11 protein-coding genes are annotated in these 13257 nt (G+C 46.5%); 1 reads left to right on the top strand and 10 read right to left on the bottom strand.

Features of this window, described 5'->3' with window-relative positions; genetic code table 11:
* Positions 1-138 precede the first annotated feature (138 nt).
* Positions 139-1842, bottom strand: coding sequence for a sodium:solute symporter family protein (locus CWO27_RS15895; RefSeq protein ID WP_017062715.1), 1704 nt, complete (start codon positions 1840-1842; stop codon positions 139-141).
* Positions 1843-1852: 10 nt separating this feature from the next.
* Positions 1853-2119: a DUF4212 domain-containing protein gene (locus CWO27_RS15890; RefSeq protein ID WP_010435433.1), complete on the bottom strand. Its 267-nt coding sequence runs from the start codon at positions 2117-2119 to the stop codon at positions 1853-1855.
* Between the two features lie 416 nt (positions 2120-2535).
* Here CWO27_RS15890 and CWO27_RS15885 point away from each other — a divergent pair, with 416 nt between their 5' ends.
* Positions 2536-4287 carry a potassium/proton antiporter gene (locus CWO27_RS15885; protein WP_048659201.1) on the top strand — a complete coding sequence of 584 codons (1752 nt, stop codon included), beginning with the start codon at positions 2536-2538 and terminating at the stop codon, positions 4285-4287.
* Here the strand turns inward: CWO27_RS15885 and CWO27_RS15880 are convergent.
* The 8 genes from CWO27_RS15880 to arcA all read right to left on the bottom strand — a co-directional run bounded on the left by CWO27_RS15880 (position 4284) and on the right by arcA (position 13214).
* On the bottom strand, positions 4284-4913 hold the full coding sequence (locus tag CWO27_RS15880) for a response regulator (protein ID WP_019821543.1): 630 nt from the start codon (positions 4911-4913) through the stop codon (positions 4284-4286). The genes CWO27_RS15885 and CWO27_RS15880 overlap by 4 nt on opposite strands.
* Before the next feature lie 211 nt (positions 4914-5124).
* The gene (locus tag CWO27_RS15875; protein WP_107899210.1) at positions 5125-6990 is read right to left on the bottom strand and encodes a protein-disulfide reductase DsbD; all 1866 of its coding nucleotides are present in this window, start codon (positions 6988-6990) and stop codon (positions 5125-5127) included.
* Between the two features lie 175 nt (positions 6991-7165).
* Positions 7166-7654 carry an arginine repressor gene (locus CWO27_RS15870; protein WP_048659199.1) on the bottom strand — a complete coding sequence of 163 codons (489 nt, stop codon included), beginning with the start codon at positions 7652-7654 and terminating at the stop codon, positions 7166-7168.
* A 326-nt stretch (positions 7655-7980) separates the two neighbouring features.
* Positions 7981-8445 (bottom strand): aspartate carbamoyltransferase regulatory subunit, encoded by a 465-nt coding sequence (gene pyrI / locus CWO27_RS15860; RefSeq protein ID WP_004729721.1) that lies wholly within the window; start codon positions 8443-8445, stop codon positions 7981-7983.
* Positions 8446-8460: 15 nt separating this feature from the next.
* Positions 8461-9390, bottom strand: coding sequence for an aspartate carbamoyltransferase (gene pyrB / locus CWO27_RS15855; RefSeq protein ID WP_017062721.1), 930 nt, complete (start codon positions 9388-9390; stop codon positions 8461-8463).
* A gap of 473 nt (positions 9391-9863) precedes the next feature.
* Positions 9864-10874 carry an ornithine carbamoyltransferase gene (locus CWO27_RS15845; protein WP_048663019.1) on the bottom strand — a complete coding sequence of 337 codons (1011 nt, stop codon included), beginning with the start codon at positions 10872-10874 and terminating at the stop codon, positions 9864-9866.
* Between the two features lie 132 nt (positions 10875-11006).
* The gene (arcC, locus tag CWO27_RS15840; RefSeq protein WP_048659197.1) at positions 11007-11918 is read right to left on the bottom strand and encodes a carbamate kinase; all 912 of its coding nucleotides are present in this window, start codon (positions 11916-11918) and stop codon (positions 11007-11009) included.
* A 72-nt stretch (positions 11919-11990) separates the two neighbouring features.
* Complete coding sequence (gene arcA / locus CWO27_RS15835; protein ID WP_017062724.1) at positions 11991-13214, bottom strand: arginine deiminase; 1224 nt, start codon at positions 13212-13214, stop codon at positions 11991-11993.
* Positions 13215-13257 lie beyond the last annotated feature (43 nt).

The raw sequence follows: 13257 nt of genomic DNA, 5'->3' as shown, positions 1-13257 counted from the left end.
AAAACAACCTTTTGTTTGTCTTTTTATAAAATAAAACGGGAAAAGAAAAAGCCGATACATAACGTATCGGCTTTCTGAGATTCAGTACTTAATCCCTACAATGTAAGTACTGATTCATTTTTTGCTAAACATCTCTGCTTAGTGGTCGTGAGCTTCACCAGCACCTTTCGGGTAACGAATGTTCTCAACCATATCTTGTACATCTTGTGGCACTTCAGCAGTTACCTTGTTTACAGCAATTGATACTACGAAGTTTAGGCACATACCTAGCGTACCGATGCCCTCTGGGCTGATACCAAACCACCAGTTTTCAGGTGTGCTTGCTGCTGGGTTAATGAACTTGAAGTAGATGATGTAGCTTGCTGTGAAGGCAATACCTGACAACATACCTGCAATTGCGCCTTCCTTGTTCATCTTCTTGTAGAAGATACCTAGGATAATCGCTGGGAAGAAGGATGCTGCGGCTAAGCCGAAGGCAAACGCTACTACCTGTGCTACGAAGCCTGGTGGGTTAATACCCAAGTAACCTGCACCGACAATCGCGACCATAGCTGCCAAACGAGCGGCTAACAGCTCCTGTTTGTCGGTCATGTTTGGTCTGAAGCCTTTCTTCAACAAGTCATGTGAAATCGACGTAGAGATTACCAGTAGTAGACCTGCGGCAGTTGATAGTGCGGCTGCTAGGCCACCGGCTGCAAGCAGTGCTACAACCCAGTTTGGTAGTTTCGCTAGCTCTGGAGAAGCCAATACGATGATGTCACGGTTAATCTTCATCTCGTTGCGTTCATCGCCCGAGTAGAACATTTTTCCATCGCCGTTCTTATCTTCCCAACCTACTAGACCTGTGCTTTCCCAGTTTTTGTACCAGCTTGGTGCGTCTGCTGCTGCGACACCTTGCATGTCAGGGCCGTTGATTGTTTCGATCATGTTTACACGAGCGAATGCTGCAACACCTGGTGCTGTTGTGTATAGCAATGAGATGAACAGTAGAGCCCAACCCGCTGAGATACGAGCATCACGTACTTTTGGTACAGTGAAGAAACGAATGATTACGTGTGGAAGACCCGCAGTACCTACCATTAGAGCCGCACAGATGAAGAATACATCCACCATGCTCTTGTTACCTTCGGTATAGGCGGTAAATCCGAGTTCTTCGGTGAGTCCATCCAGTTTATCAAGTAAGTAAACATCTGTGCCTGATAGCGTAGAACCCATACCAACTTGTGGAAGTGGGTTACCTGTCATCATGATTGACGTAAAGATTGCTGGAACAAGGAAGGCGAAAATGAGGACACAGAATTGAGCTACCTGCGTATAAGTGATGCCTTTCATGCCACCAAGCACTGCGTAGAAGAACACAATACCCATACCAATGATGATACCTAGGTTAATGTCGACTTCTAGGAAACGAGAGAATACAACGCCTACACCACGCATCTGACCTGCAACGTACGTAAATGATACGAAGATTGCACAGAATACCGCTACCATACGGGCAGTTTTCGAGTAGTAACGCTCACCGATGAAATCAGGAACCGTAAACTGACCGAACTTACGTAGGTAAGGTGCTAAACATAGCGCAAGTAGTACGTAACCGCCTGTCCAACCCATTAGGTAAACCGCACCGTCGTAACCAACGAATGAGATGATACCTGCCATTGAGATGAATGATGCTGCCGACATCCAGTCAGCGGCGGTCGCCATGCCGTTTGCTACTGGGTGTACACCACCGCCAGCAACGTAGAACTCACTCGTAGACCCTGCACGAGCCCAGATTGCGATGCCGATATATACCGCGAAAGTAATACCGACGAGAATAAACGTCCAAGTTTGAATATCCATGTTCTAGCCTCTAGTCTTCCTGTACGTTGTATTTTTTGTCGAGCGCATTCATGCGAACAACGTAAATAAATATCAGCGCCACGAAGGTGTATATCGAACCTTGCTGAGCGAACCAAAATCCTAGCTTGAACCCGCCAAACTGAACGGTATTGAGGGCATCCACAAATAAGATGCCAGCGCCGTAAGACACTGCAAACCAGACCGCGAGCAGTGTTCCCATAATTCCCAAGTTTTCCTTCCAGTAGGCTTGAGCATGTTCCGTAGATTCGAACGCCATTGCCTTCTCCTTTATTTCGTTTCCGTAGAAACTGTTTCTGTAGAAAATTATCGTGTTAACGTAATGTTACGATTTAGAATGTAGCAAGGATAAGTAAAGGGATCTGTGCAACTTTAGTCGGCACGCGATTAGCGCTAATCCACTGAAATATGGGAGTTGGAAGACATAACCATAGAAAAATGTGATGTTACAATGTTGTTAAATTAGCCTAAGGTCTAACAAAAACGCATGAATTAGGGTGCGAGTCATAAAATTTAACAACTAAATGACCGAGAAACGGTATTTAGTCCTGCATATGACACGAAGCGAAACATAAGTTTGTTATAGTATCAGCGGCACTTTTACCGACCGCGCCTTGCTTAACGGCAGAAGATCAACATGCTTAAAGCTCGGGTTTTATTCTTTGGGGGGACGAATTGGACGCAATAACTATTAACCATTTATTTTTAACTGGTGCGGTGCTCATCGCCATCAGTGTGCTTTTTTCGCAAGTCTCCTCTCGCTTGGGCGTTCCTATTCTTTTGATCTTCCTTTTCGTTGGCATGTTAGCTGGTGAAGATGGGCCCGGTGGCATCAATTTCGATGACTACTCCCTAACTTATTTGGTGAGTAATCTTGCGCTTGCCGTGATCCTGCTTGATGGCGGTATGCGGACCAAGGTTGCAAGCTTCAAGGTCGCTTTCTGGCCGTCACTGTCACTAGCCACAATAGGTGTGGCCTGTACTGCGACCTTAACTGGACTTATGGCTTCTTGGCTGTTCGACCTGTCACTGATGCAGGGCATTTTGGTGGGCGCGATTGTTGGCTCCACCGATGCGGCAGCGGTATTCTCTTTGTTGAAAGGGCAAAGCCTCAATGAGCGTGTTGGCTCAACCTTAGAGATCGAATCGGGTACCAACGACCCAATGGCAGTCTTCCTGACAGTGACCTTAATTGCGCTACTTGGCACCCCTGATGCCGAGATGGGAATGAACTTCCTACTGAAAAGTTTCGCGATGCAGTTTGGTGTCGGCACGCTTATCGGCCTTGGTGGCGGTTGGGTTCTGTGGAGCTTAATCAATCGAGTGCAGCTGGCTGATGGCCTGTATTCGATTCTGGTGCTCAGTGGCGGTGTAGCTCTGTTTGCCTTCTCTAACATGCTTGGCGGCAGCGGTATCTTATCGATTTACTTAGTGGGCTTGTTCATTGGTAATCGTCCGACACGCTCTCGACACTCGATTCTTAATGTCCTTGATGGCATGACGTGGTTAAGCCAAATCGTGATGTTCTTGGTATTGGGTTTACTGGTGACGCCATCGACGCTGATGGACATTGCTCTGCCTGCGTTAGCACTGGCCTTCGGTATGATTTTGTTTGCTCGTCCGCTGTCGGTTTGGTTGGGTTTGCTGCCGTTCAGAAGCTTTACCACCAAGGAACGTTGGTTTGTTTCTTGGGTCGGTTTACGTGGTGCGGTGCCGATCATTCTGGCCGTGTTCCCGATGATGGCGGGCCTGCCCAATGCTCAGCTGTATTTTAATATCGCCTTCTTCGTGGTTATGGTGTCGCTGATTGTTCAAGGCGGCAGCTTGATGAAAGTCGCGAGATTGGCTCAAGTGACTTTACCTCCAACACCGACACCGATTTCTCGTACAGGCATTGAAATCTACCCTGCCAGTGAGTGGGAGATGTTTGTCTACAAGCTGAAAGAAGAGAAATGGTGTGTGGGCGAACCACTGAAGCGTTTGTCTATGCCGGAAGGAACGCGCATTACTGCACTGTTTAGAAAGGATACCTTGCTTCACCCATCGGGCAGTACCGTGCTAGAGGCGAACGATATTCTCTGTGTGCTTGGTCAAGATAAAGACCTAGATAGCCTAAGTGAGCTATTCAGTGAGGCACCTTTAGCCGAAGATGCAGCTCGATTCTTTGGTGATTTCTTCCTTGAGGTTGGGTTATCGATTGCTGCCGTGAGTGACTGCTATGGCATTGAACTTGGCTCGGAAGAAGAGCGCGACATGACGCTAAAACAATTGGCTGAACGCGAACTTGGCGCGCACCCAGTATTGGGCGATAGCTTCGAGTGGCATGACATCACTTGGGTAGTCGCAGAGATAGATGATCATAAAGTCGTCAGGTTGGGTTTATGTTTACCTAAGACGACTTTAGAAGAGGATATGAGCGAAGCCTAATTGTGGACTTCTTGTAGCAAGATAACCGCTTGAGTACGATTTTTCACATCCAGTTTACGGAAGATGGCCGTCATATGTGCCTTGATGGTCGCTTCCGAAACATTCAATTCATAGGCGATTTGCTTGTTCAGCAAGCCGTCAGAAAGCATCCCTAATACCTTGTACTGCTGAGGCGTCAGTGTGGAAATCTTTTCTGCAAGGTCGCTACAGGCAGCATTGTTGGTAATCAGTCCTTCAGGGAAGAACGGGTCGCCATTCAGCACTTGATTCAGTGCACTCACCAATTCACGCATATCACTCGACTTAGGAATGAAGCCAAACGCACCGTGGCTCTTCACTTGAGTCACTACGCTGGCATCTTCACTGGCAGAAATCACCACAATCGGTAGATCTGGGTATTCAGCGCGCAGTTGAATTAAGCCTGACATGCCATTGGCACCCGGCATTTTCAGGTCGAGCAGCAGCAGGTCGGGTTCATCTTCTTTCTTAAGCAGAGTCAGTAAGGCGTCGAGAGAATCAGCCTCAAGCAGGTTCGCACCGCTGATCGCCATATGAACTGACTGAAACAGGGCGTTGCGGAAGAGAGGGTGGTCATCAGCAATGATGATGGTATAGGTCGAGTCCATGACGTTCATACTTTTAACAATTTAGTTAATATTTATTATCATCCTGATTGAGTATGTGGACAATATCTATGCATTAAAAGTCTGAACCATATCGACTTTTATCCCTGTTCTTGGAAAGCGTTTCCTATAATCACAAAAAAGCCGCACTGCCATCTCGTTATGAGGAGCAGTGCGGCTTGCGTTAGAGCTTATATTTAGACGAATGTCGTCGTTATAGCTGGTGGTCTTGCATGTGTTTTAAGAATACATCGGCAGGCATAAAACCAGTGACACGAGCATTTGGAACATGGTTACCCTCGCCATCCCAGAACTCAATCGTTGGTAAGCCGAGAACCTGTAATTGTTTAAGCAGTTCAATATCCTGAGGCATGTTTCTTGTTACGTCAGCCTGAAGCAGAACGAAGTCAGAAAGTTTGTTCTCAACATCAGCTTGATGGAAGGTGTACTTCTCGAACTCTTTACACGCCACACACCAATCTGCGTAGAAATCGAGCATCACTGGTTTACCCAGCTTTTTCGCTTCGATGAGCTGGATTTCTAGCTCTTCAACGGTATTGATGCGTGCAAATTGGATATGCTGTTGTTCTACCGTTACGCTCTTCTCCGCAAACCAATAGTTCAATGCAGGCTGTGCGGAAGCAAACAAGCCAAGCATTGCGATGATACCGACCGCACTTTGCTTCCAGTCGCCGAATGGCAGTGCATTCTTGCTGTGGTACAGCCAACCGAAGGCGATGAAGCCAAGGCCAGACCAAAGTACGGTTGCCCATAACTCAGGGATAATACGCTCTAGCAGGAAGATTGGTGCTGCCAGCAAGATAAAGCCGAATACGATTTTTACCTTGTCCATCCAGCTGCCCGCTTTCGGTAGTAGCTTATTACCAAATACCGCAACTAAGATCAGCGGGATACCCATACCCATCGCCAATGCGTATAGAGCGATCGCGCCAGTAAACAGGTCACCACTTTGAGCCACATACAACAGCGCACCCGATAGTGGCGCTGTGGTACAAGGCGAACACACCAAGCCAGAGATAGCACCCATCGCGAACACGCCCAAGGTATTGCCACCTTGTTGCTTGTTACTTTGGTTGTTGAGCCAAGTTTGAATGCTGCTTGGCAGTTGCAGGTTATAAACGCCAAACATCGACATGGCTAACGCCACGAATAGAACGCTCAACGCAATCAATACGTAAGGGTGTTGCATCGCCGCTTGGAACTGCATACCTGCAGAGGCAACCACTAAACCTAACAGGGTGTAGGTTAGCGCCATACCTTGCACATAGATGAACGACAACATCAGCGCACGACCTTGGCTGAGCTTGCCGCCACCTAAAACGATACCCGTTAGAATTGGGTACATCGGCAGAACACACGGTGTAAAGGCTAAGCCAACACCAAGTGCTAAGAATAATAATGGCGTCCACCAACTGTCACCGAGCTTATCGGCTAGGCTCGCTTCTTTTGAAACGGGTGCACTTGATTGTGGAGTGGTGTTAGTTGCAACGTCTGCTTTTAGAGAAGCTTGTTGCGTTGAAACATCGGTTTCATTGTTTGCAGCCGATGACTCTTGCGATACCGCATTAGCTTGAGAGTCGCCTGAACCAGAACCAAAATCTGTAGCCGCAAATGGTTCAATGTCGATGATTCGAGTTTCGGGTGGATAGCAGAAACCCGCATCCGCACAGCCTTGATATTTAACGATCAGCTGTGAGCCATCTTGGTAACTCTGTAGGGGAACTTGAACGAATAACGGCTGGGTATAAATGCTCACCTCACCAAAGAATTCATCTTGGTGTGGCTTACCATCTTCTAATTCAACGTTACCGATCGCGAGATTTTGCCCAGTGAAAGAGAGGCTATGTTGGTAGAGGTAGTAGCCTTCTTTTACTTGCCAGTCGAGAAGCACCTTGCCGTCTTGCTGGTAGTAATTGAAAGGGAAAGCTTGGTCTACAGGGACAAAACCGTTGTTATTGCCTCCGAAGCTTGGCTCGGCGTTGTCATTTCCAAAAAGCGCCCACGCAGGCTGGGTGAACAGGGAAACACAAACAAAAAGTAATGTGGCAAGTCGTCGCATACTATTTAGTCATCAAATTGGAGTTGAAGGTATCTTAACTCAATCAGACCGTAATAGTTTGTGATTAGTTTCATCGGCCAGCAAATATCCGCTAGGGCGGGTGAGCCACTTTGCTAGGCAGTCGAGAGAGGGTTAGCTGCGCAACTGCAGTGAACAGCCCTTGCCAGTAAGACATTTAGGCAACACCTAAGCGTGCTCTTACTACTTGTTCGCAAGCATCAATGTTCATCGTATCTTTTGGAATAATGAGCACAGTGTCATTGCCGCCGACAGTACCGATAATCTCTGTATGTGGGTCGATATCGACTAACCTTGCGACCAACTGCGCACAACCAGGGTTTGTTTTGACGATCACCATCGCTTGGTTGTGAGTAATTAATTCGATTTGCGATGAGATGGAGGCATCGACACGCACAGGCGCACTTTCAACTGTAATGCAGTAAACCTTTTTACCACAGGCATTCTGAATTTTGACAACGCCAAGCTGTGACAAAATGCGAGAGACAGTCGATTGGCTAATGCCTGTATAACCGATCTCGACCAGTTTCTCGCGCAGTTGATTTTGGGTCGAGAAGCTTTGTTGTTGTAGTAAGCGTTTGCACGCCGCAGTCAGTGTTTTATCTTCAGCTGAATACAAGCAACCGTGCTCAGTGATTTCGTTCATGAACAACTCCTTAAGGTCAACGTGTGGATATCGCTTGTCCATAGCGCAGAACGCACTCCCAAAGCCGTAGAGTACGATTATTAATTAGGCTTACCGATGAATCCCGAAGTAGAGAAGGAAGGGTATGCGAGATGTATGATCATCTATTCATTGAGTCTACCACTAAAGGATAGTTATCTTTTTGAAGGCGATCACCAAATAATATTCTGGTTTATTGCTTTTATTTTGGGGTTTTATTCTTTGGCTAATGGATATTTATTCCGGCTTGGGAATAAATATCCATGTTACTTTAGTGGTTTTTGTTGCGAAGGTAATACCGCTAAGGGTTAGCGAATTTCACTCATGATCTCGCGAGAGAATACTTTTTCACAATAGTGACATTTTAACTGTACGTTTTCGTGTTTTAGCTGCACTTTAAAGCTACTTTCGACAGGTTCACCGTGTGAAATACAGTTGCTATTTGGGCAGGCGAACACACTGTTGATTTGTTCTGGCAGCACAAGGGTTAGCTTGTTGACCACTTTGTACTCTTCAATCTGATTCACTGTCGCTTGTGGAGCGTACAGAGCCAATTGGTTGGCTTGTTCCTTGGTCAGAAAGATGTTCTCAATTTTGATTAGGTCTTTGTTGCCGAGCGCTGATGATGGCAGGTTTAAGCCCATCGTGATGCGTTGTTCTGTTTTATGCAGCTTGAACAGTTTGAGAATTTTAATCCCAAGATGAGCAGGGATGTGGTCAATCACGCTGCCATTACGGATCGCTTCTACTTGTAGCTGAGTTTGTTTAACCATGACTGTATCTCCTGCTTATAAAGTGTCGTTTAGAACTAGGGCTAATAAAGCTTCACGTGCGTACACACCGTTTTCAGCCTGTTCGAAGTAGTAAGCGTGTGGCGTTTTATCGACGTCGGTGGTGATTTCGTCGACGCGTGGTAGTGGGTGAAGGACCTTCATATTTTGACGAGCGTCTTTCAATGTATCGGCGGTTAGGATGTAAGCCGATTTCATGTGTGCGTATTCCGACGCATCAAAGCGCTCTTTCTGTACGCGAGTCATGTATAAAACATCCAGTTCTGGCACGACTTCTTCAATGCTGCTGTGAGTGCTGTATTGGATCCCCATCTCTTCTAGCTCTTCACAGATGTAATCTGGCATCTCTAATACTTCTGGTGCGATAAAGAAGAAACGTACGTTATTGAATTTTGATAGCGCTTGGGTTAGTGAGTGCACAGTACGGCCATATTTTAGGTCGCCGACGAATGCGACATTGAGGTTATCAAGCGTGCCCTGCGTTTCGTAAATCGAGAACAGATCCAGCAAGGTCTGAGTTGGGTGTTGGTTGGCACCATCGCCGCCATTTACCACCGGAACACCGTTAGAGAATTCAGACGCTAAACGTGCTGCGCCTTCTTGTGGGTGACGCATCACAAAGGCATCCACGTAAGATGAAATAACCTGCACTGAGTCGGCAAGCGTTTCGCCTTTTTTCGCCAGTGATGTGTTACCGCCATTATCAAAGCCGATGACCGTGCCACCAAGGCGTTGAACGGCGGTTTCAAATGAAAGACGAGTTCGAGTTGAAGGCTCAAAGAAGCAGCTCGCAACGACTTTATTTTTCAGCAACTCTGGGTTTGGCTCGGCCTTGAGTCTTGCTGCTGTGTCGACGATAAGCTCTAGTTCATTACGAGTGAGCTCAGGTATGGAGATGATGTGCTTGTTAAATAACGAATGCGCCATAACGGGTCTTCCTTCTATGCATACAGTCAAATTGCGGACAAAAAAAAGCCCCCTAAAAATAGGAGGCTTCGAAACGATCAATAGAGCAAAATAAAAATGACACCAACGCCACTCTTTGGCGTGTGGTTTGACAATTATGTGCGACAGAATTGCGGTTCATTTTTTGCTCTCTTTAGACAAATTGCGGAGGATTATACTCAGATAAAAAGACCATGCAATACTTTCTGTAAAGTATTCATTTAATGGATTTTTATGCGAAATTGCGTCCGTTTTTAGCTTTCATTTAAGCCTTTGTCGGAACTGCGAATCTCAGGTTTTTTCAGGTAATAATCCTTTCTAGTACATGAAAAAAAATGCGGGTTTTATCCAAGGTCAAAATCCCAAGAACGCCACCCGCATTTCCCTGTTATTGCACTTAACTTGTCAACGTCTTGCGAACAAGTGAGTGCTTAACTTATTAACTTATTAACTTATTAGCTGCCTAGTGTCGCAACCATTACTGCTTTGATGGTGTGCATGCGGTTTTCAGCTTCGTCGAACACGATAGAGTATTCAGACTCAACCACTTCATCTGTCACTTCAACGCCGTCTTTTAGTTGTGGATATTCAGCAGCAAGTTGTTTGCCTACGGTGGTATCTTCGCCGTGGAAAGCCGGTAGGCAGTGCATGAATTTCACATGTGGGTTGCCAGTCGCTTTGATCATGTCCATGTTGACTTGGTAAGGCATCATTAGGTTGATGCGCTCAGCCCACGCTTCTTTTGCTTCGCCCATCGATACCCAAACATCGGTGTATAGGAAGTCACAACCTTGCACGCCTTCTTGAACATCTTCTGTTAGCGTGATTTTGCCGCCTGTGTGTTCAGCAATTTCACGACATTCAGCTAATAGTTCTTCTTGTGGCCAGAATTGTTTTGGAGCAACAAGGCGAATGTCCATGCCCATTTTCGCAGCGCCAACCATTAGAGAGTTACCCATGTTGTTACGAGCATCACCTAGGTAAGCAAAGCTGATTTCATGCAGTTGTTTACCACGGCCGTATTCCGTCATAGTTAGGAAGTCAGCCAGGATTTGTGTTGGGTGGAATTCGTCAGTCAGGCCATTCCATACTGGTACGCCAGCGTAAGCGCCTAGCTCTTCAACGATCTCTTGACCGAAGCCGCGGTATTCAATGCCATCGTACATACGGCCAAGAACGCGAGCGGTATCTTTCATTGATTCTTTGTGGCCAATTTGAGAGCCAGATGGGCCTAAGTAAGAAACTCGAGCACCTTGGTCGAATGCAGCAACTTCAAATGCACAGCGAGTACGAGTTGAGGTTTTCTCAAAGATAAGTGCGATGTTTTTGCCAGTCAGTGTTGGCTGTTCGTAACCGTTGTACTTCGCTTTTTTTAGCTCCATAGAAAGATCTAACAAGTGTTGAATTTCGCGTGGAGTGAAATCTAGTAGTTTTAGGAAGTTACGATTGCGTAGGTTAAAAGCCATGATGTATTCCTTCTTAGATTTAGGCGCTTTCCTGTTACAGGGAAAGAAAATTCAAGAAAGCGCGATTCAATTTTTAGTTAAATTTGTTCGTTTGATTCTGTGTTTACAAGGACATAGAAACTTATTTGTGCGTTAACCTTTGGTGATATTGGTACCCGCTTGGCCTTGCAGGATTTGCAAGCCATCTTCGAGTGCGCCGATACCCACAACCTTGCCGCCTTGCTGAATGAATTCGCACGACGCTTCAATTTTTGGCCCCATAGAGCCTGCATCGAATTCGAACATTGCTAACTCGCTTGGGGTGGTACTGCGCAATGCGTGTTGAGTCGGTTTGCCCCAATCAAGGTAAACAGCGTCCGCGTCGGTCAAAATAAGCAGTGCATCCGCATCCAGTTGTTTCGCCAAGAAAGCCGCTGACATGTCTTTGTCGATAACCGCTTCAACACCCACTAATTTGCCGTTTTCTTTTTTTACTGGGATGCCACCGCCGCCTGTACAAATTACGAGGTGGCCTGCATCGATAAGTTGCGTAATCGCTTCGTGCTCAACAATGCCAGTAGGGCGTGGGCTTGGCACAACGCGACGGAAGTGTTGTCCGTCTGGTTTGACGATCCAGTGGAATTTCTCCGCTAATTCACGCGCTTCAGCTTCTTCGTAGATTGGGCCAATCGGTTTGGTTGGATCCGCAAATGCAGGATCATTTGGATCAACCGTCATTTGGGTCAACATGCAAGAGATGTTGCGGTTAGGCAGGTAGTTCTTAAACTCTTGCATCAACATATAGCCGATCATGCCTTGAGTTTCGCTGCCCAATACATCTAGCGGGTATGGATTTACTTTCTTGTATTCCAAACCTTGCAGAGCAAGTAAGCCAACTTGTGGGCCATTACCGTGCACTAACACCACGTTGTACACTTTTGCGATTTCAGAGATGGTTTTCACAGCCGTTTCAATATTGCGGCGTTGAACATCGGCTTCTAACGGCTCACCGCGACGAAGTAGGGCATTACCACCGAGTGCGACAACAACAGTTTGCTTAGTCATAATTGTGTTCTCTCATTTTGGCCAAGCTGAGATGATTTAAGATCGTTCAACTTGGCCGTTTCGTCTTAGTGATTAGATACCATCACGCTCAATTGGGCAGCTCATGCAGCGTGCGCCACCGCGACCGCGGCCAAGTTCATCGCCTGGAATCGGAAGAACTGTGATGCCTGCTTTGTCGTATTTTTCATTGGTGTATGTGTTGCCTTCGTAGCCAATCACGACGCCAGGTTTAACCGTTAGAACGTTGTTTGCATCGTTCCACTGCTCACGTTCTGCATGGAAGTTGTCACCACCAGTCGTGATTAGGTTTAACTTGTCTACGCCCAATGCTTTTTCGATAGCCGTTACGAAGTAGCCTTCCTCTTTCACTTTTACCGCACCAGACTCATCGCCAGTTAAGTTCCAGCACTGAACGTCTTTACTCACCACTTCAGGGTAAACAGAGAACGTATCTTCGTTCATGTGCGTCATAACGGTGTCTAAGTGCATGCAAGAGCGGTGTTTTGGTAGCTGCATTGCGATAACTTGTTTCGCTTGACCGTGTTTGAATAGGCTAGATGCTAAGTGCTCAACACCTTGTGCTGTTGTACGCTCAGACATACCGATAAGCACTGTGCCACGACCGATAACAAGAACGTCACCGCCTTCAATCGTTGAGTTGTCGTAGCTGATGTTTTCTTCATCGCCGAAGTATTTGATGAAGTCTTGGCCTGCGAATGTTGGGTGCCAGCGGTAAATAGCGCGAACGTGGTTGGTTTCACGTTGACGAGCAGGTTTCGCCATTGGGTTGATTGATACACCGCCATATACCCAACAAGATGTGTCACGAGTAAATAGGTGGTTTGGTAGAGGTTCGATAATGAAGTCAGTTGGTGCGTGCATGCCTTGCATCATTGAAGATGATTTCATTGGCATCTCAGCGTAAGACAGGCCGCCCGTTAGGATTTTTGCTAGCTCTAGGTTTGGTAAGTCGCCCAAGTAGCAGCGCACGTCGTTAGCAAAAGTTTTGCCTAAGCGGTAATCAGAAACTTGATGATTCAAAAGCCAATCTTTCGCTTCTGGCACGGCTAGCGTGTCCGCTAGTAAGTCAGTAAGAAGAAGAACTTCAACACCTTGATCACGTAGCGTTTGAGTAAATGCGTCATGCTCTTTACCTGCACGCTCAACAGCCAGTACGTCATCAAATAGTAAATCGTGACAGTTAGAGGGTGTTAGGTGAGTCAGTGCGCGTCTTGGACGGTGAACTAGAACGCGGCGTAATTGACCTATTTCAGAACCTACATAGAACTTACTCATGATCGTCTCTCTCTTATATATTTGAATTACTTTTATCGCTAAG

It is taken from the genome of Vibrio sp. 10N.286.51.C3, assembly GCF_003050065.1.
Taxonomy (GTDB): Bacteria; Pseudomonadota; Gammaproteobacteria; order Enterobacterales; family Vibrionaceae; genus Vibrio; species Vibrio crassostreae.
The sequence above is the reverse complement of the archived record's forward strand: the minus strand, read 5'-3'. Positions and strand labels throughout refer to the sequence as shown.

Coding starts and splice junctions, on each gene's coding strand:
- CWO27_RS15875 (WP_107899210.1), bottom strand. CDS start 6,990: ATGCGACGACTTGCCACATTACTTTTTGTTTGTGTTTCCCTGTTCACC.
- CWO27_RS15870 (WP_048659199.1), bottom strand. CDS start 7,654: ATGAACGAAATCACTGAGCACGGTTGCTTGTATTCAGCTGAAGATAAA.
- CWO27_RS15880 (WP_019821543.1), bottom strand. CDS start 4,913: ATGGACTCGACCTATACCATCATCATTGCTGATGACCACCCTCTCTTC.
- arcC (WP_048659197.1), bottom strand. CDS start 11,918: ATGACTAAGCAAACTGTTGTTGTCGCACTCGGTGGTAATGCCCTACTT.
- pyrB (WP_017062721.1), bottom strand. CDS start 9,390: ATGGCGCATTCGTTATTTAACAAGCACATCATCTCCATACCTGAGCTC.
- CWO27_RS15845 (WP_048663019.1), bottom strand. CDS start 10,874: ATGGCTTTTAACCTACGCAATCGTAACTTCCTAAAACTACTAGATTTC.
- arcA (WP_017062724.1), bottom strand. CDS start 13,214: ATGAGTAAGTTCTATGTAGGTTCTGAAATAGGTCAATTACGCCGCGTT.
- CWO27_RS15890 (WP_010435433.1), bottom strand. CDS start 2,119: ATGGCGTTCGAATCTACGGAACATGCTCAAGCCTACTGGAAGGAAAAC.
- pyrI (WP_004729721.1), bottom strand. CDS start 8,445: ATGGTTAAACAAACTCAGCTACAAGTAGAAGCGATCCGTAATGGCAGC.
- CWO27_RS15895 (WP_017062715.1), bottom strand. CDS start 1,842: ATGGATATTCAAACTTGGACGTTTATTCTCGTCGGTATTACTTTCGCG.